Consider the following 19137-nt stretch of genomic DNA (forward strand, 5'->3'; position numbering starts at 1 on the left):
TTAACTATGCACTTTCACTCACACGTATAATTGTATAGAATTTAGACGCTTTAATAATCTTAACAAATGTTTTTATTGGAATTGCCATCTCGATAGTCATGTCGAACTCATTGAGGTGGTCACTGCACGGATTGCTATACCCGTTGACGGCCAGCACGCTAACATTAGCTCTGCTCGTTAATATAAACAGCAAAAAGAGCAATATTGATATGAGAACCATTGTTTGTAACTCGCTGCAAAGTTTTTGGGATATGGCTGATAACCAATTCTTAGAAGGGCTAGACGTACACTGCGTGTTCCCTGTTAGCGAGAATCTAAAAGAGTTTATTTTGAATTGCCAAGCAAAGTACAAGATAAACCACATATCGTTTACTCGAGCGTTTTTAGGCTCTGATTCCTAATAACGCTCAAAGCAACCAAGGATGGTTGCTTTGTGTTTGTCTAGCCCTAAGTTCAAAACCTTCTCTAGCCGTCCATAACGACTAATTCGTTAAGCGACTGCCTAAACCACTCACTCGCTCTGTTTTCACCTTAATCCCACGCTTCAACACATTTGTATCGCTGAACATCATCAGTCGTTTCTTCGCACGTGTAATACCTGTATAGATAAGCTCCCGCGTTAAAATAGGGCTGAAATCTGGCGGCAAGATCATTAAGGTCAGATCAAATTCACTACCCTGAGATTTGTGTATTGTCATTGCATAAGCCGTTTCATGATCGGGCACTCGGCTTGGTAGCACAGCTTTTACGCTGCCATCGGGCAACTCAAAATAGACCTTCAAACGAGGGGTTAAGTCAGGTTGACTAGAACCCGCCTCAAGCATACAGATACCAATATCACCATTGTACAAACCCAAGCCATGATCATTTCGCGTCACCATAACAGGACGTCCGTGATACCACAGCTCATCATTATGAGGGCTCACCAAACGCCTTGCGGCCAGTGCTCTTTCAATTCTGTGGTTGAGGCCTTTAACACCAAAATCCCCTTCACGAATGGAACACAACAGTCGGCATTGGCTGAACAAATCGAGTACCGATTTCGCTCTCGCTTCTTGAGTTTCTAACTCTTCCAACGGCACATTCATTCTATTGAGGTACGCACCATACTCGTTAACCAAAGTACGCAGCATCAGGTTATAGCTGTCACTCGACAGAGGTTGGTTTTCGATATCGCCAAAACCTTTGGCAAACACTTGGTCTACTTGATTCGCAGAACCATTATTGATTGCTTTTGCCAGCTGACCGATACCGGAGCGCGCATCGAAACGATAACTCTTCTGCAGCATACACAAGCTATCCGCAATCGCAGGCGGATTCACCGCTCCAGCTTTGTCTTGTCTTGGTTTAGCTATCGCATCAAAACCTGTCATCTCTGCAATCAAATTGCCTTGCGCTGTGCTGTACCCTGCAGAGTTGAATGAACAGATATCACCGAGCACAGCACCTGCCTCTACTGAAGCGAGTTGGTCTTTATCACCCAATAAGATGAGCCTTGCGTGCTCAGGAAGTGCATCCACCAGCTTATACATCATCGACAGATCAACCATTGAAGCTTCATCCACTACCAAGATATCAAGGTGGAGTGGATTGCGTCGATTATGCCTAAACTCAGCACGGTTAGGAATCGCGCCGAGTAATCTGTGTAAGGTGCTCGATTCGGTCGGTATGTTGGCTTTCACTTCAGGCGCTAATGGCAGCTGTTCAATTGCTTTACCGATCGACTCGGTTAAACGCGCCGCCGCTTTACCCGTTGGTGCCACTAGCTTAATCGTTGGTGTTTTACCTTGGCTGAGAGATTGCTCGACCATCGCCGACAGTAATTTGGTTACCGTGGTTGTTTTACCAGTACCCGGCCCACCAGAAATCACCGCAAAACGACGACTCAGCGCCACCGCTGCCGCGACTTTTTGCCAGTTCAAACATGCCGATAACGGCACCAAGTCGTCCAACACATCTAAGTCCGTCACCTGCTTAGCTTGTACAATCGCTTGGTCGATTGATCCCCAATCTAAAGCCTGCTCATTCACAATATCAAGATGGTCACACACCAATTGTTGGCGTAATACCTGAGACGTCTGCTGATTTGCTTCAGCCCTGGCTAAGGCGTTAAACAGAAAATGATAGCTACGTGCAAAAAGCAGATTGAGCGTTTCAGTCAGCGCTTTTTTCTGCTCAGTATTGAACTCTACCGGCTTACTTAAACGGTTTAAGGTCTCAGCCAACACAACTTCGTAGTTCCAATAACGCTGTAAATAGACACGCTGCCCATCGAACATTAGAGGCTTAACACAATCGTTGGTCGTTCCCACTAAGTTTGATGATTGAAGCACAGCCACCCAATCAATACCCAACAGTTTTTGGTTCAATTGCAGTGCAGTTTCACCGTATAACCCAAGTAACTGAGCAAGATCTGCCGCTAGTTCAGGGCCTGTCGTATGCTGCTGTATAAGCTGAGTACAAATGTGTCCTTTGCCTAATTCATGGCTCACTACCCCCGCGAGAAAGCCGATCTCTTGAGGGTAGCTCGTGGCTTGCTGAGCAAGAAAACGGGCAAATTGATAATCCAACTGACGAATAGAACCCTTATCCGCAAGAAACTGGAGTACATCCATCAGTTGCTCAGGAATAAGTGAAACTGGCTTTGCTGTGTTCGCAGTATCTATGCCGGTATTAGTGGTCGTTGTTGTCATTATAAAAGCCCCATCTGTCCAGTTTCATCGTCATTCAATTGTGCCGAACGTCTGTCTATCACTTTACCGTCAATCAATTGATCCATTTCATCAAGTAAAGCCAGTGTTGGTTTGGCCGAGAAAATACCTTGCTGAGATTGGCCGTCCATTCCTCGTAAGAACAAGTAGTACACGCCACCAAAATGTTGTTCGTAGCTGTAATTGGCAACGCGGCTGCGTAAGAAACGGTGCAACGCCAATGCATAGATTTGATATTGCAAATCATAGCGATGGTCGGCCATCGCCGATTTCAATGCCTCGCCATGGTAGACAGCAACATCATCTCCTAAGTGATTCGATTTCCAGTCGAGTACATAGTATTTACCTTGGTGCTCAAACACCAAATCGATGAAGCCTTTCAACATACCTTGCACGGTTTGGAAACCTAGATCGCCCGCTTTGGCTGACAATGGATCGTGATATTGAATGGTTTGATTCAGTTCAGATGCAGCCAATACTTCGATCGGCAGTAAGAATTCCATCTCAACTAAACGTTGCGTCGAGTCTTTCTCGCTTAGCTTTAAGTTCTTGCCGTCTAATGCGGTGTTCAGCACTGTATCGACCAGTTGCTGAAGCACAGGTAGCCACTCTAATTCATATTGCTCTGATTCTAATAAGTGAGTGATTACTTGCGTGTTATGTTCACTGGTTGCTGGCTCGGTAAATTCAACCTCCTCAAACAAGGTGTGTAAGAAAGTACCTGGGCGAGCACCACGAGGGAACGTAAAGATAGAGCGTTCAGGCTCAATCAACTCAGACTCATCCTGCTCATCAGCCGAGTCAATATCAAAACCAGACACCTCAATGGTCGCGTCATGACTCGCACCGTGACTGCCCTGTTTGACAAGCCCCGAGTAACTGGTGATACGCCAAGCTCGGTCAATTGAAGCCTTAAGTTCACTGGCCTGTAAGTCGTCACTCACTTGCTCTGTTTGCACAAAAATTTGTTCGTGAGCGGTAGGTGTTTCGGCTAACAGCACACTGGAATTCTTACCCTCAATAGCCGATAGAGCTTGATGCAACTCGGCGATGCCTTGCTCTTGTCCGTTTTGAACCAAATAGCCCATGGCACTCAAGTGAACGCCGGTCGGCTCTTTGGTTGAACGCCCTTTACGTAGCGGTGCCATGCCAATAAAACATCCATAAACAGCACGAGTCAGCGCCACGTAAATCAAACGTAAGTCTTCCGCCAATCGCTCTTTGTCGGCTTGCGCTAAGGCACTATCGCTACCCGTAATATCAAGTACCGTGGTATCTGAGTCATGGTCGTAGAACTTGCCTTCGCTCGCTTCTCGGTAACTCGCGACAAATGGGAGGAATACAAGGTCATATTCCAAACCTTTCGATTTGTGAATAGTAACGATTTGAACCAAGTTTCTCTCTGACTCAAGACGTTGAATGTCATCTTCACTGCCGCCTAAACCATTTTGTGCATCTGATATCGCTTCTGCCAACCAACGCAACAAGCCATAGTCACTGTCGAGCTCCTGCCTAGCTTGTTGCAACAATTCGCCAATGTGCATTAAATCAGTGAGTGAGCGCTCACCATTTTCTTCTTCCAGTAAGCGTTCCGCGAGATGTCGTTTACTGATCACGCTGCGAAGCATTGGCAACACGCCGCGCTGAAGCCACAACTTACGATATTCTCTAAACTCGTTAACGACGTTTTCCCACACCACTTCATCGTTGTTGAGTTCATCCAATGATGCGGCATCCAGAGCAAACAACTCCGACGCTAAACTGGCGCGTAATGCTCGATCGTTTTCAGGTGTCAGCACAGCTTGTAGCAAGCGTTGAATATCTTGTGCGACTAAGCTGGTAAACACACTGTCTCGGTTCGACAAATACACACTCGCAATGCCTTGTTCAGACAGCGCATTTTTGATCAGGCGACCTTCACTGCCGGTTCGAACCAAGACAGCAATATCACCCGCATTCACGGCATGTTGTTTTTTGCCGTTATCAAAATAGGCTTGCTGGTTTTGAGAAGCGGTCAGAATGGTTTGAATTTGACTCGCCGTCGCCTCTGCCATTGCCTTGTGATATTCGCCCTTTGGTAACGGCTTGTCTTCAGCCTCTTGCAGCCAAAAGGTGAGTGCGTGCTGAGTTTCTCCGTTCATTACCCATTGGCGTTTGTCGGCCGATGGACTGGCAGCAACGGGCAAGAATGGAATGTCTTGATCGTAGATAAACGGGCTATCCGAGTTCATAAAAACTTGGTTTACTGCGCTGACCATATCGGCACTTGAACGCCAGTTAGTGCCTAAGGTGTAGTGAGCACTAACTTGGTTTCTCGCCTTGATATAGGTAAAGATATCTGCGCCACGAAAGCCATAAATAGCCTGCTTTGGGTCACCGATCATAAACAAGCCGCACTGCGGATTATCAAGATAGATTCGGCTAAAAATACTGTATTGCAGTGGGTCGGTATCCTGAAATTCATCGATCATCGCCACCGGGTAGAGCGTGCGAATCCTTTCCACCAGCAGTGACTGCTCATCGACATCGATCGACGCAGATAACTGGGTCAGTAGGTCATCAAACGACAACCACTGCTTTTGCTGTTTCGCCTTGGCGAGCATAGTTCGACAATGAGTAATCGCATGCGCCAATAACGGAGCTTTCAAATCAGCTGGGTGATTTAAGAAATCCTCAATCGCTCCGAAAACTGCATGCTGAGGTGCAGTGCCTTTCGGTGTTTTTTCAATGAGAGTGGCTTGCGAGAACTTCTCTAACTTATCTGGATATTGATAATCATGAGTGTCGCTCTGCGCCCATGCTGTCACTGCTTCTAACCATGTCGGCAGAGACTTCTTGGTGTAGCTACGTTTGTTCACATCCGAAGCAGAGATCAAAGCCAAAAAGTCCGCTTCGGATTCACACCACAGCGCTTTAAGTTGCTTCACTTTATCTAGGTTTTGGTTGTGCAGAGTTTGCAAGTCGCCCGACATCGCATCTACCGTCAATTTCAGCGGAGATCCTGTCAGATAACGATTTACGTCTGCTAATAATGCAGCCGGTGAACCCCAGATATTACGAACCTCACCAGCCAGTTGAATGGGCAGCGGGTAAAACTGTTTACGCCAATAGTCAGCAACTACTTGTGCTTTTAGGTGGCTTTCATCGGTCACAAATTCGTTATCAAAGCGGCTTCCAGACTCAAAAGCATTTTGAGTCAACATTCGCTGACAGAAACCGTGAATGGTGTATACCGCAGCCTCATCCATTTGTCTTTCAGCGTTAAGCAGAGTTTTAGCCGCGCCAGCATGATCATCGATGGCTTGTAACAAAGGCGCAATCACTGGGTCGTCACTTTGCCCACGTGCAAACGCAATGCGTGCATCATGAATACGAGCACGAATACGATCTCGCAGCTCAGCCGTAGCTGCTTCAGTAAAGGTCACCACCAGAATTTGGTCTACGGTTAGCGGCTCATGGTGTCGAGTGGCTTCAGTCAGATCACCTTGTGGAGCGGCCGTGCCATGCCCGAGCAGTAGGCGTAAGTACAAGCCAGCGATGGTAAATGTTTTACCTGTACCCGCTGATGCTTCAATTAAACGCGCGCCATGAAGTGGAAACGTCATGGTATCGAGTGTCTGTGGAGCGATTACCTGAACACTGCTTGTGGTCGTCATGCCTTACTGCCTTCTGATAAATGTGTTGTTACAAATGTGACCTAGCGTGGAAAACGTCATTCAATTTACGTCCTACGCTAATTTGTTAATAGTTAGTGCGATCTCTCTCACGGATCAATTCGGATCGCCTCGCTACTATGCGCCCACGAGTTCAGGAGCGCGTACGAGTTTTGTACTTTACGGCGTTACTTTGAACCACAGAATAATGGTCCCTCTGACCTGTGGCCGTACAGCGAACGCCCTACACTAATAATGATTTACTGGCGGCCACTTTATTTCCTGTACCTTGCTTCTATTCACCTTGATTCCCTTCATCTTGAAAGCAAGCGTACCAAACGCTTACCAGCGACTCTCTTTCATCATTCAATAATTCAGCGCAAACGCTACTGATCTTGTCGATCACTGCCACTTACTCCTGATCTTCCAGATCAGCCGCCGCCAACCTTGCCGCCTGTAACACAAGCGTTGAATACATACGCGACTCAGCAGCCAGCTCATCGTCCCATTTAGGCCAAATACGCGAGATGTAGGTATCTCGCCCCTCGCCAGTGAAAGCGAAGCTGTCATTAAAAGTATCGGCCATTTTCTTGAGTGACTTTTCTTCATCATCGACCCACTTACCACGGCTAAAGCCCGCTTCAACACCAGCTAATGCCGTTTTCGGGAAGTATGGCAATGGTGCAGTCATACCTTGATAAAACAGTCGTACTAACTCAGCTAATATACTCTTCGCTTGCTGCGCATCGCCGATAGGTTGTAGCGTTTGGTGAACCACGCCCTCTTTTCTGTCATAGCCAATAATATGGGTCGTTTTTCCGTGTCCCATAACAGCGCAGGATAGATGAGCAATCCACGCAGCCAAGTAATCTTGAGAGCGTATTTTGCCGCTACGGAAACGCACTAGACCTGATTGATAGTTTTGAGTTAACCACCCCATCAAGCGAACAGGCTTACCTTCGCCTAACACGTCAAACTCGATATTCACTTCGAGATCTTGCTGCGGTGATCCGCTCACAAATCTAATCTCTTTGGCTAAGTCTTCCGCTTGAACACGGTTGGTTTCAAATTCGATGTCACCGAAGGCGCCGACCGGTAATCGACCTTGGGCTTTTTGCTCAGAGACAAACAGTCGCACCGCTTCGTCTGCGCCTTCTGGGTGGTCCAGCAACACTTGCAGCAGCGCATCTTTAAGCTGGAAGCTTTCTAAGCCATTAAGCACGAACGGCTCGTCGTCTTCCATTACCGGAAGCGGTGGCTCAAACACGACTTTTAGACGGCGATTAAAGAAGTATTGCACCGGCAAACGCCAGAAACGCTGTAGCTCAACCAAATCGAGTTCTAACGGATAGCTCGCACCAAGCAAATAGTCATCCAAAGCGCGATTGAATTCACCACTGCGCTCACCAGAACGATTTGCCGCAGGAAGCCATTCTTTGGCGTAGCTCAATACATGACCTGCATCACCTTGCGTAAAGGCTGCTGGGCTAAATGGTGTCATGGTGTGTTCAAAGCTGATTGCTTGAGTCAGTTTGATACCAGAATCATCACTTGGTAACGCTTGATCTGCACTTAGGCAGTAGTTCTGGTGGCAGTACTCAATCAACTCAGAAACCAATACCGACGGTACTCGCTCAGTATTATCTTGAATCGAACGGCCGACATAGCTGATGTATAAACACTCTTGTGCTGACAGCATTGCTTCTAGGAATAGATAACGGTCATCATCACGACGAGAACGATCACCAGGTCGAGTGCGCCCGTTCATCAGGTCAAAACCTTCTGGCGGCATTGAGCGAGGGTAAACCCCATCATTCATGCCTAACAAACAGACGGTTTTGAACGGAATAGAACGCATCGGCATCAAGGTACAAAAGTTAACTTGTCCCGCTAAGAAACGCTGACTGATACGGGCGCCCGACAGTTTATTATTTAAGTACTGATAGATGATACTCGGCGACAACTCTTGCTCATACAAGGCATCATCAAGCTGTTCATTCAGTTGTGAAAGTGCATCACGAATCGACTTAAGCACCACCTCACCTTCCAGCTCAACCGCAAAAAAATCATCAATCATTTGCAGCAAGGTTTCACGCCACATATCGATTGATTGGGTTTCAGTTAGTCGTTGGCGGTAATGAGCGATACGGTCAATAAAGTGCGCTAACTTACCCGCAAGTTCGGCGTTAATACCCTGAACTTCGTTATAAGCCGCAATCGGAGAATGTTCAGTTTCAAACAAGCCCGCAGAGTCTGACATCGCATAGCCCAGTAACATACGCTGAATACCAAATAGCCAGGTATTTTGCTCGGTGGCAGGCAAATCAAACTCTGTTGCCGTAGAAGAATCGACGCCCCAGCGGATACCCGCTTCTTCAACCCACTGCTTAGCTTGTTCGAATTGAAACTCGTCAATACCAAAGCGTGCCATCATCGCAGGAATTTCTAACAGCTCTAGCAACTCAGAGGCTAAACAGCGCGTGTTCGGTAGCGCGACCAATTGCATGAAAGCGGTCAGAATTGGGCTTTCTTGGTCTGCAGTTCTATCAGAGATCGAGTAAGGGATATAACGCTCACCCGGAGCATTACCAAATACCGCCTGAATCGCTGGGCTATAAGCATTAATGTCAGACACCATCACGATGATATCGCGTGGTTTCAGGGTCGGGTCGGCATCAAACATCGCCAATAGCTGGTCATGAAGAACTTCCACCTCACGCATTGGGCTGTGACACGCATGTACGGTCAGAGAGCGATCGCCAAGCTCAACCACCTGTTTATGATTGCTGGAATCTAAGATGTGATCAACTTGATGTTCTTCTAGCTGGAGAATATCGGCTTGCAATTGATGGAGCAGGCTGTCTCTCTCTACATCAATAAAGAACTCGTGCTCTTCACTGTCTGATTGAGATAGCAAAAACAGGTTATCTCTGCCCAATTTACCCATAGACGCCAACAAGCTATTACCGACAGCTTGGCTAGTATGCAGTTCATCTTCAACGTTGGCTTCAATGCCATCTTTCAAAGGTGATACTTCACCTTCTAGCTGAGGTAAACCATCAACCAACGCAAACTGCTTACGACGCTGCGCTTCAACTCTTGCCAAGTATTTACGATCGCGAATATCGCCCCAATAATGTTGGCAAGGGTTGGTAAACATCAAATGAACATCAATCTGCTCACCAAGTGCTTTCAACGCGTCCATATAACGAGGAGGCAGCGAAGAGATACCAAACACAAACAGACGCTTAGGTAAGTGTTGTAGCTGACCTTGTTGATTGGCTAACGCTTCAATAAAGTCGTGATACAAGTTACCACGGTGATACTTCGATTGGCCTTGAGACAGGGTTTGCTCATAGAGTGTCTTCCACAAAATTGGCTGCCAAGGATGTTCTTGTTGCCCCCCATCATCAATTAACTCGGCAACGGGCTCTCCCGCTTCCCACATCGCCATCCACTCCGGTCGATACACCAAGTAACCATCGAAGATGTCGGCAATTTTCTCTGCCAATTGGTACAACTTCGAATCATCTTCGTCGTTTTCAAGGTAGCGTTGTAGAGGTAAAAAATCAGGGTGGTCAAGCTTAGCGGGTAACAAACTCATCAGCTTCCATGTCATCGCTTCCTTGTTAAAAGCACTGCGTTTAGGTACATCAGGAAGCACTTGGGTAAACATACCCCAAATGAAGGTTGCTGGAAGAGGAAAGTCTATATTTGCTGCTACACCAAACTCTTTGGCGAGTTCCATCTTAAGCCATTGAGACATACCTGGGCTCTGAACCAAGATCTGCTCTTTTTCGAAAGGGTTGGCTAAAGGATCACTTTTGATTAAATGAACGAGAAGGATTTTTAAAGTATCGACTTTATTGGAATGGTAAACAGTAAACAAAGTGCACTCACGCTAATCTTGCCACAATATAAAGCCAGATTAGCATAAGTGCCGAGTTTGGATTAGGAATATAAGCTTATGAAATACTGAAAACTTAAGCTCCGTTTATCTTTTGAACTATTGCTTCTTACAATCTACTGCCTACCGCGCTTAGAACACGGTGAGGTTTGTAATTCATGTAATAACGAACCGCCACATAACCCACTACAAACGTTGCCACAATCAATTCTAGATACGCTAGGCCAAACACTTGATTGATGTAATGCGCTTCAATACCTTGTGCTTGCATCCACGCAGCCAGTTTGAACAAGGCTGTTGCACCAATCACGATTGGGAAGGTAAACGCTGCATAACCAGGGCTAAATGGAAGACGAAGTAGTTTGAAAAACGCCATATAGATAATGAACGTCATCAACACTGCAATACCAAATAGTAAACCAATGATCACAGGTGAAGGGTTAGCAGTAACGGTTAAGTAACCCGCCAAAGATAGGCTTGCCGGTGCTGCCATAATCGCAATCGTTGGTTTTGCAGCATCTGGCACTTCGTGAGAGAAGATCAAACGGTAAACCATGATTGGTAGCATTACTGCGTAAACCAATAAGCCGAATACCAAAGTCGCGTTAGCTACTGGCTCTAAAACTGGATTACCTGAGAAAGAGACGTCAGCGACGATAATACCGATCGGTGGCACAAACCAGCTTGGCACCATGTGGTGAATCTCAAAGTTTTTAGCTCTGTGGTACAAAAAGCTCGTTAGAAACACAACATGCAAAGCCACAGAAGCCAACCACATAGCTTCTTGTAAGAATTGAGAGATTGGCGCCAAAGACGCTGACACCACCATGCACCCCATTGCAAATGTTGGTACCACACTGCCGACAACAGGGTGAGCAAGATCTTCACGCAATAGGTGACCATGAATCAAAAATTTCACAGCTAAAACAAGAAGTAATACCGCCGCAATGCCAGCACTGATCCACTGCACCAAACCCGGTGTATGTAAGATACCTTGTGCGACTAGAACACCATCCCAACACCAGCCTAAGCTTGCAATTGCGAGTGCTAACCCTGCCATGGGTGTTGGAGCTCCTGTTAATCTATATTTAATACGTTGAATCATGTCAGCCTCTCTTAAACCTAATTCACTAAACTTGTGAACTCATCAGCTTGTTGAAGCCATAATACGCTTGCGCTTCGTTAAACAATATCCAATTATATATAACAAGTGTTCATCAATACTGAACAGAATCCATTTTCACCAGCAGAGTAAAACTAGGAATCTGATGGCTAATATTTCAATAAAACAGCTCAAAGTGTTCGTCACTATTACTCAGCACTCGACATTGACTGCTGCCTCTGAGGCTCTGTTTCTGTCTAAAGCTGCGGTCAGCATGGCACTAGGCGAAATGGAGAAACAACTCGGCCACTCTCTATTTGACCGGGTCAACAACCGATTAATTCTCAACCAAGAGGGACATAAGTTACTTCCATTGGCGGATGAAATATTACATCGTGCTGCTGGTATTGATGTTTTGTTCCGTGATGATCAGCCTTTAAGTGGCAATCTAAAGGTCGGCGCGAGTGACACGATTGGTAATCAGGTCGCACCGTTTATTTTGTCATGCTTTCGCGAACGAACTCAACATCAGGATCAAAGCTTGTTCATTTCAAACAGTGCACTGATCTGCCAAAAGTTGGTGGATTATGAACTGGATATCGCGCTAATTGAAGGAAAAACATTACACCCTGAACTCATTTCGAGTCAGTTTAGCAGCGATGAAATGTGCATTATTGTTAGTAATCAACATCCTCTCGTTGCCAAAGAAAAAGTGATTTTAAGCGATTTAGAAGACAGCCATTGGATTTTACGTGAATCAGGCTCAGGGACTCGCGAGTTTTTCCTTCGTGCCGTCGCACCGCGCATCGAACATTGGTATGAATCTTTTGAACTCAACACCACAGAAGCAATCATCAACTCTGTTTCTGCCGGTCTTGGCTTTGCCTGTTTGTCTCGTTTAGCTGCTCAGCGAGCGATCGATTCAGGCCGAGTAAAAGCGCTTAATGTGCCACTTGATATGAAACGCCGATTCTGGATGCTGGTCCATAAAGACAAATATCAAAGCCCACTGCTGAAATCTTTCATGAGTTATTGTGAAGACTGGGCGGCACATCAAGATTGAGGCCGCATAGTACGGGCTCCAACTGGACTTTTAACATCAGAAACTGTATAAAAAGCCAGTAAAATTTATCAAACTTAGAGGATTAACCATGGCTGTTATCGTCAAGTACGTGGTGGAACGCAACGGAGAAGAGAAAATGACTTTTACCTCTAAAGCCGAAGCTGACGCATACGACAAAATGCTGGATATGGCTGATGAGCTTTTTGAACTGTTAGGCAAAAGCGATTTAGTTGAAGATGAAGGCAAGCAAGAAGAACTTGCAATGTACCTAGCGAAGAACAAAGAAGAAGTTCTTTACGCATTAGGTGCTAAGCGTAAGCCAGCTCCGAAAAAAGCTAAGAAGCTTGAAGCTGTTGAAGACGCAGAAGAAGATGCAGCTTAACTAGCTGATACCTTTCTAAAAAACGTCAATGACGCCTCTAATCAGAGTTCGTTATTGGCGTTTTTTTATACTTATCGAAATATAATGAAGCTTGTTTATAGTCGAAATCGCTCTAAACATTCGCTTGCATGAAAGTGTGAGGAAGATCTAATCTATAGCCATCAGGTGATGGGGTTCCACCTAAGCTTTTGCTTCAACCGCCCGTTCTTTCCGAACAGTGCTAATGACTCCTACAGAATCGAAAACAGGTAATACTGTTGGACGTATCGCTATTCCTCCATTTTGAAATGGACTTAGTCTATTAAGACCAAGTTCCATGACACCTTTGGATTATCGATACTCAAGATCTGTAGTGAATTAGCCGCACCTCTTCCAACACGTCCTGTTTTCTCAACGCCCTAGGCCTTAAATGGCTCTATAAGTGAGAAAACATTATGCACTACTCTTCAGAAATTCAATCAATGTGCCCTATTCAAAGGGGTGATCTTCACAATTCAGCTCCAATTCCAGTTGAAGGCGCAATGGTTAGCCCAAAAGATGTCATCGCTATTTCTGGCTTAAGCCACGGTGTTGGCACTTGTGCACCACAACAAGGTGCTGCAAAACTGACTCTTAACGTAAAAAACGGCATCATCGAAGAAGCATTAATCGAAACGATTGGTTGTTCAGGTATGACTCAATCTGCCGCGATGGCTGCGGAAATCCTCACCGGAAAAACCATTCTAGAAGCGCTGAATACTGACTTGGTATGTGACGCGATTAACGTCGCGATGCGCGAAATCTTCCTGCAGTTTGTTTACGGTCGAACTCAGTCTGCTTTCTCTGAAGGTGGCCTAGAAATCGGCGCAGCATTGGAAGACTTAGGTCAAACACAGCGTAGCCAAGTTGGCACCAGCTACTCAACCGCAGCAAAAGGCGTTCGTTACCTAGAGCTTGCAGAAGGTTACGTAACCAAGCTTGCACTTGATGATCACAGCGAAGTGATTGGCTACGAATATCTCAACCTCGGCAAAATGATGAAGGCGATTAATCAAGGCGTGTCAGCCAATGAAGCAGCAGACCTTGCTATGGGAACCTACGGTCGCTTCGATGAAGCTGTAACCACCATTAATCCACGCCAACAATAATTTTTGCCAATTTAGAGGAAAGATATGATGAACACTCAATTTAATGAATCAGTAACTCGCGTATTGGCAGAAATGAACTTCGACTCTTTAGAGCAAGCGAACCAATACTGTAAATCACACAATGTCGACCCAAAAGCCATGGTGATGGACACCCAACCTATTGCTTTTGAAAGCGCTGCCGATGCTTATATCCTTGGTTCAGCACTAGCAATATTTCGCGAAGCCACCAGCGCAGAACAAGCAGCGAATATCATTGGTGAAGGGCTCCAAGCATTTACCAAACCCGGCAGTGTTGCTGAACAACGCCAAGTCGGTATCGGCCACGGCGCATTGGCTGCGCGTCTTCTCAATGAAGAAAGCCACTGTTTTGCTTTCCTTGCGGGCCATGAATCTTTTGCTGCTGCAGAAGGTGCGATTAAAATCGCACTGAACGTGAACAAATCACGCAAAACACCATTGAAAGTTATCTTGAACGGTCTAGGTAAAGATGCGGCTTACTTAATCTCTCGCATCAATGGTTTTACCTATGTTCGCACTCAATACGATTACCAAACGGGTGAACTTGTTGAAACAGAACGTCGCCGTTTCTCACAAGGCCCTCGCGGAGAGATCTTGTGTTACGGCGCTGATGATGTACGTGAAGGCGTAGCAATCATGCACAGAGAAGAAGTGGATGTAAGTATTACGGGTAACTCAACTAACCCAACGCGCTTCCAACACCCTGTTGCAGGTATCTACAAAGCAGAACGTACTCGCCAAGGTTTACCTTACTTCTCAGTTGCTTCAGGCGGCGGTACAGGTAGAACATTGCACCCAGATAACGTGGCAGCTGGCCCAGCGTCTTACGGCATGACAGATACCATGGGCAGAATGCACGCTGACGCTCAGTTTACAGGTAGCTCTTCTGTTCCGGCTCACGTGGCAATGATGGGCTTCATCGGTATGGGTAACAACCCAATGGTCGGTGCGACAGTTGCATTGGCTGTGGCGGTGAGCGAATCTTTGAACGCATAACGACAAAATTGAGCGCCGCAATCTATCCATTGCTTGATTCCGTTAATTGAGAATCAAGCAATAACGGACGACCAAAACTCTACACCTATCACTAAAACCAAACAGCCAGCCTTATGCTGGCTGTTTTTTATTCACACTTGCTCTACTATCTATTTCTAATAATTATTTGTATCTAAGATTAAATACACAAACCATTGGTATTTAACTGCATCTTTTCAAAGGAATAATATGAAAGAGCTCATCATTCATACCATTACCGTGTTCATGGGCTTTTTTGCCATCATGAACCCTATCGCCAACACACCGATCTTTCTTTGATTAACAGGTGATAATGATAGGGAAACGGTCAAGTCTATCGCTTTCCGCTCAGTGTTCATCGCCTTCATCATCGTCAGCACCTTTGCTGTCTCGGGTAAACTCATCTTCGACCTCTTTGGTATCACGCTTTACGCGCTTCGTATCACCGGCGGGATCCTCGTGTTCTTGATTGGCTTTCATATGCTGCAAGGTGACTCAACACACTCTAAAGCAAAAGAGAAGGTCAACTCAGACGCTCAACAAGATGCGGCGCTCAGTATCGCCGTCTCGCCACTGGCAATGCCAATATTAGCCGGACCGGGCACCATTGCCACCGCGATGAACTTTGCCAGCACCGAAGGCATCTACGAAACCATCATCACCATCGTCGCCTTTGGCCTACTATGCGCCTTAACCTACGTATTGTTTGTATTTGGCGAGCGCTTCGTTAAAGCCGTTGGACCAAGCGCACTGAACGTGATTACTCGAATGATGGGGTTGATACTCGCGGTAATCGGTATGCAGATGTTGATTGAAGGGATTGAGCAAGCTTATAAGGCACTGTTTATCTAAAGAGGGGATTCACAGGAGAATGTTGATTAACGCACCAATCAATTTGTGTTGATCTGCAGTGTTTTCTCATTGCAGAAAACTATCTCTCAAAAGACAAGCAATATCATTTTACAGACTTTATCCCGATACGCCCTTTCATAACGAGGGCGCTCTCTTTATGATGAACGCAATTAAATTAACTTTGCTAACGGCAGCGCTTGTTATTCGAGCCGTTGTTTTGGAATAGCAAAATCAAGACTCAACACATGGAGATTCAACATGGCTTATTTTTCACTAGCCTTCGGTACGGCAACCAAAAATCGCGACAATAAAATCATTGAAGCGTTCTTCCCTAACCCGCTTCTAAACCCAAGCGACGCTCTTGTAGCAGCTGTAGCTGAAGTGTCAGGTTACGCTGAAGGCAACCAAGCTATCGAAATCTCTGCTGCACAAAGCGCAGAACTGGCGAAAGCATTCGCAGCAAACGATGATGCAGCTAACGCATCTTTCGCAGAAAAAGCGGCAGCGTCTGAACAGCCACTTGTTCTTGTTGTTCTTGCTACTGACGAGAAGCCAGCATCAGTTGCTGAAGGCTTCCTAAAGCTACAACTTATCTCTAACCGCCTAGTACAACCACACGGTACGGTACTGGACGGCATCTTCGGTCTACTGCACAACATCGCATGGACAAACGAAGGCCCTATCGACCTACCTGAGCTGGCTGAGCGTCAAATCGAAGCTCGCCTTGCAGGTCGTGCTCTGTCTGTAGATTGCGTAGACAAGTTCCCTAAAATGGTGGACTACGTAGTACCAACAGGTATTCGTATTGCTGACACTTCTCGTGTTCGTCTTGGCGCACACGTAGGCGAAGGCACAACAGTAATGCACGAAGGTTTCATCAACTTCAATGCTGGTACAACTGGCGTGAGCATGGTTGAAGGTCGTATCTCTGCGGGTGTTGTTGTAGGTAACGGTTCAGACATCGGCGGCGGCGCTTCTATCATGGGTACTCTGTCTGGTGGCGGTACGATGGTTATCTCTATCGGCGAAAACTGCCTACTAGGCGCAAACGCGGGTCTTGGCTTCCCTATGGGTGACCGTTGTACAGTTGAGTCTGGTCTTTACGTGACTGCGGGTACTAAGGTTCGCATGCTAGATAAAGAAGGCAATGAAGTAGAAATCATTAAAGCTCGCGATCTTGCTGGCGTGTCTGATCTTCTGTTCCGTCGCAACTCAATTACTGGCCAAATTGAATGTCTTGCGAACAAGTCTGCTGTTGAACTGAACTGTGAGCTACACAGCAACAACTAATCTATGCTCTAGATGCTAGAAAATACGAAGCCGCTGGGGTTCAATCCAGCGGCTTTTTTGTATGTTCTGGGAATCATTATTGCCCCTTTGTTGGATAGACCTTTTAATCATTCACCCCCTGTTCATGGGATTTTGCCCTACTAAAAGTTATCCATTCTTCTAATGCTGTTCGTCGTGAATTCCCATGTTGTATCACGGGGGTAAATTCGACCTATCTATCAGCACTTACAGACCCCTATTTTAGTTGCAAGCTTGCGCGCTAGTTTTTTCTTGAGCTATAAAATAATCTTATATTTTCGTTTTAGTCATCTCACTTATAACGATAAGCCATTGTTAGTAGTGTGGAATTCTGAGTAAAATCGCATTAACAAAAAACTAGATAGAAACCTTCTTTTTAGTACCTGTTATGAAACTTCGAGGGTGGCATGGATTTTAAAGAGGAATTTTCAACAATATTGGTAGCTGTCATGGGGAGTACTGCATTAATTGGCTTTCTTGCTAAGTTATTTGCAAACTCTCTGGCTTCTGCCGCCATCAAAAGATTTGAGTTGATAAATGCTAAGGCGCTTGAGAAGCAAAAATTAGAACACGAAAAGCAACTCGAAGATATTAAGTCACAACTAACCAAGCTCCAAAAAGAGCACGAAGTTGTATTTGCTAATCTTTATGTGAAGCGTGAGAAAGCTGTTATAACGTTGTACAAACAGATGAATGAACTTGCGCTTTTAGCTGATAATAAGCTCCGGGATTCAAGCATAGAAATTGATGACAAATGTAGGGCGCTGATTGAGCACTTTGAATTGAGTCGCCTTTATTTTCCTAGGGATATAGCTAGTGAAATTAACAACGTAATCAATACTGTTTACCACCTGACTAGCTACGAGAATCAAACTCAATATGAACAGCTGGTTTTTCAGTTGAAAATCCAAGTTTTTGACCAAATGGAATCAACATTTAGAAAGCTTCTAAAAATCGAAGATTACAGATAGACCTTTCCATACAAACGATTAATACATAACTTTAAATAATCACGGCACTTGTGCCCTGCCTGATTAGATCACAAGGAGGTATAATGAAATTTAAATATCCGAATAATTGGGGATACTTTGATGGTTATGTTCAAGTCCATCAACAAGCTCCGAATGGATTTAAAAATGACATTTCGTTGATTAACCGATTTGCCGCAAGATATCGTGTCGCGGCATCTTTTAACGGCTTAAACCTAGACAATTTTTCCGAATCAACAGAAGCTGGTTACTCTGGATTGTGTCGAGTTTTTTTAGCTTGGTCTGCATACGAAGTTTTTTTGAAAATAATTGAGCTAAAAGCGTCTAAAACTGAAAGTTTACTGAGTCGTTATGATTCGGGGTCTGTAGCTCGTCAAATTCGGGCAATGGATACAGGAGACAAGTTCTATAATTTTATTTACGAAAGAGTGAATAAAGCCCATCAAACTGAATTAGCTAAGTATTTCCAAGTAGACGAATGTAATCCTCAGTATTTAGCTTCGGCAGTTAGACATATTTTTGCTCATGGTACTCTTAGCGCTAACGCGAACGAGGTTTCTCCAAAAACTGTCGAACTAATTTGCGATCTTCTCGCCGATTTCCTTTTAAAAGTAATGGATCATGAGTTTTCAAACATAATAGAGAAACATAAGGCGTTTGAAGGAATTGGATATTAACAATGTGATCTGTTCCAGTCAGACTGGACACTGAACTTAAGTGAATTTTCCATACTTGAAGTTATTCGTGTTTTGCTAATTTAAGTAAAAGCTCTAAGTAACTTCTGTCCAAAAGCTTCTCAGGTAGATTTTTTATCCGTGGCACTTCCTAGCTCGAAAATGCCCCAAACTCAGCTAGACCAAATACTCTACATGATCTGTGTCGTTCATTTTACTCTACAAAAAGTTATCCAATATAATGCAACTCAAAACGATTTGGCCTTCATTATGATTATTTGACCTGTCAGGTTGCCTATTTAATTGGTTAAATCATAAGATCCTCTTGCTGAGGATA

The 19137-nt window shown here is 45.2% G+C and carries 12 protein-coding genes, 1 pseudogene and 1 riboswitch; of the genes and pseudogenes, 9 read left to right on the forward strand and 4 right to left on the reverse strand.

Annotation, left to right across the window (positions count from 1 at the left end):
* Positions 1 to 209 precede the first annotated feature (209 nt).
* On the forward strand, positions 210 to 401 hold the full coding sequence (locus AB4585_RS21345; RefSeq protein WP_046224581.1) for a hypothetical protein: 192 nt from the start codon (positions 210 to 212) through the stop codon (positions 399 to 401).
* 81 nt (positions 402 to 482) lie between these two features.
* On the opposite strand, the gene recD is transcribed toward AB4585_RS21345, so the two are convergent.
* The 4 genes from recD to AB4585_RS21365 all read right to left on the reverse strand — a co-directional run bounded on the left by recD (position 483) and on the right by AB4585_RS21365 (position 11331).
* Positions 483 to 2693 (reverse strand): exodeoxyribonuclease V subunit alpha, encoded by a 2211-nt coding sequence (gene recD, locus AB4585_RS21350; protein WP_372170834.1) that lies wholly within the window; start codon positions 2691 to 2693, stop codon positions 483 to 485.
* On the reverse strand, positions 2693 to 6367 hold the full coding sequence (gene recB / locus AB4585_RS21355) for an exodeoxyribonuclease V subunit beta (RefSeq protein WP_372170836.1): 3675 nt from the start codon (positions 6365 to 6367) through the stop codon (positions 2693 to 2695). Before recB ends, recD begins: the two co-directional genes overlap by 1 nt.
* 409 nt (positions 6368 to 6776) lie before the next feature.
* On the reverse strand, positions 6777 to 10253 hold the full coding sequence (recC, locus tag AB4585_RS21360; RefSeq protein ID WP_372170839.1) for an exodeoxyribonuclease V subunit gamma: 3477 nt from the start codon (positions 10251 to 10253) through the stop codon (positions 6777 to 6779).
* Between the two features lie 127 nt (positions 10254 to 10380).
* Positions 10381 to 11331 (reverse strand): TDT family transporter, encoded by a 951-nt coding sequence (locus AB4585_RS21365; protein WP_017071043.1) that lies wholly within the window; start codon positions 11329 to 11331, stop codon positions 10381 to 10383.
* A gap of 208 nt (positions 11332 to 11539) precedes the next feature.
* On the opposite strand from AB4585_RS21365, the gene AB4585_RS21370 reads away from it, so the two are divergent.
* From AB4585_RS21370 to AB4585_RS21405, 8 genes and pseudogenes are all read left to right on the forward strand, one after another.
* Entirely contained in the window at positions 11540 to 12436 is an 897-nt protein-coding gene (locus tag AB4585_RS21370) for a LysR family transcriptional regulator (RefSeq protein ID WP_372148373.1), read from the forward strand.
* An 88-nt stretch (positions 12437 to 12524) separates the two neighbouring features.
* Positions 12525 to 12818 (forward strand): YebG family protein, encoded by a 294-nt coding sequence (locus AB4585_RS21375; RefSeq protein WP_008223840.1) that lies wholly within the window; start codon positions 12525 to 12527, stop codon positions 12816 to 12818.
* A gap of 155 nt (positions 12819 to 12973) precedes the next feature.
* Positions 12974 to 13058, forward strand: a riboswitch (Fluoride riboswitch).
* A 194-nt stretch (positions 13059 to 13252) separates the two neighbouring features.
* A complete protein-coding gene (locus AB4585_RS21380) occupies positions 13253 to 13945 on the forward strand; it encodes an iron-sulfur cluster assembly scaffold protein (protein ID WP_372170841.1) in 693 nt (230 codons plus the stop codon).
* Between the two features lie 24 nt (positions 13946 to 13969).
* Entirely contained in the window at positions 13970 to 14959 is a 990-nt protein-coding gene (locus tag AB4585_RS21385; RefSeq protein ID WP_372170844.1) for a GGGtGRT protein, read from the forward strand.
* Between the two features lie 228 nt (positions 14960 to 15187).
* Positions 15188 to 15829: pseudogene (locus AB4585_RS21390) on the forward strand (MarC family protein).
* Between the two features lie 258 nt (positions 15830 to 16087).
* Positions 16088 to 17119, forward strand: coding sequence for a 2,3,4,5-tetrahydropyridine-2,6-dicarboxylate N-succinyltransferase (dapD, locus tag AB4585_RS21395; protein WP_372170845.1), 1032 nt, complete (start codon positions 16088 to 16090; stop codon positions 17117 to 17119).
* A 425-nt stretch (positions 17120 to 17544) separates the two neighbouring features.
* A complete protein-coding gene (locus AB4585_RS21400) occupies positions 17545 to 18108 on the forward strand; it encodes a hypothetical protein (RefSeq protein WP_372116161.1) in 564 nt (187 codons plus the stop codon).
* An 83-nt stretch (positions 18109 to 18191) separates the two neighbouring features.
* Entirely contained in the window at positions 18192 to 18803 is a 612-nt protein-coding gene (locus AB4585_RS21405; RefSeq protein ID WP_372116164.1) for a hypothetical protein, read from the forward strand.
* Positions 18804 to 19137: the final 334 nt, after the last annotated feature.

Origin of the sequence: Vibrio sp. 10N.222.49.C9 (assembly GCF_041474985.1) — a bacterium.
GTDB classification, from domain to species: domain Bacteria; phylum Pseudomonadota; class Gammaproteobacteria; order Enterobacterales; family Vibrionaceae; genus Vibrio; species Vibrio crassostreae_C.

Excerpts from the sequence above, each read along its gene's own strand:
- AB4585_RS21370 (WP_372148373.1), top strand. The coding sequence starts at position 11,540 with ATGGCTAATATTTCAATAAAACAGCTCAAAGTGTTCGTCACTATTACT.
- AB4585_RS21365 (WP_017071043.1), bottom strand. The coding sequence starts at position 11,331 with ATGGCAGGGTTAGCACTCGCAATTGCAAGCTTAGGCTGGTGTTGGGAT.
- recD (WP_372170834.1), bottom strand. The coding sequence starts at position 2,693 with ATGACAACAACGACCACTAATACCGGCATAGATACTGCGAACACAGCA.
- AB4585_RS21400 (WP_372116161.1), top strand. The coding sequence starts at position 17,545 with ATGGATTTTAAAGAGGAATTTTCAACAATATTGGTAGCTGTCATGGGG.
- AB4585_RS21385 (WP_372170844.1), top strand. The coding sequence starts at position 13,970 with ATGATGAACACTCAATTTAATGAATCAGTAACTCGCGTATTGGCAGAA.
- AB4585_RS21345 (WP_046224581.1), top strand. The coding sequence starts at position 210 with ATGAGAACCATTGTTTGTAACTCGCTGCAAAGTTTTTGGGATATGGCT.
- dapD (WP_372170845.1), top strand. The coding sequence starts at position 16,088 with ATGGCTTATTTTTCACTAGCCTTCGGTACGGCAACCAAAAATCGCGAC.
- recB (WP_372170836.1), bottom strand. The coding sequence starts at position 6,367 with ATGACGACCACAAGCAGTGTTCAGGTAATCGCTCCACAGACACTCGAT.
- AB4585_RS21375 (WP_008223840.1), top strand. The coding sequence starts at position 12,525 with ATGGCTGTTATCGTCAAGTACGTGGTGGAACGCAACGGAGAAGAGAAA.
- AB4585_RS21380 (WP_372170841.1), top strand. The coding sequence starts at position 13,253 with ATGCACTACTCTTCAGAAATTCAATCAATGTGCCCTATTCAAAGGGGT.
- AB4585_RS21405 (WP_372116164.1), top strand. The coding sequence starts at position 18,192 with ATGAAATTTAAATATCCGAATAATTGGGGATACTTTGATGGTTATGTT.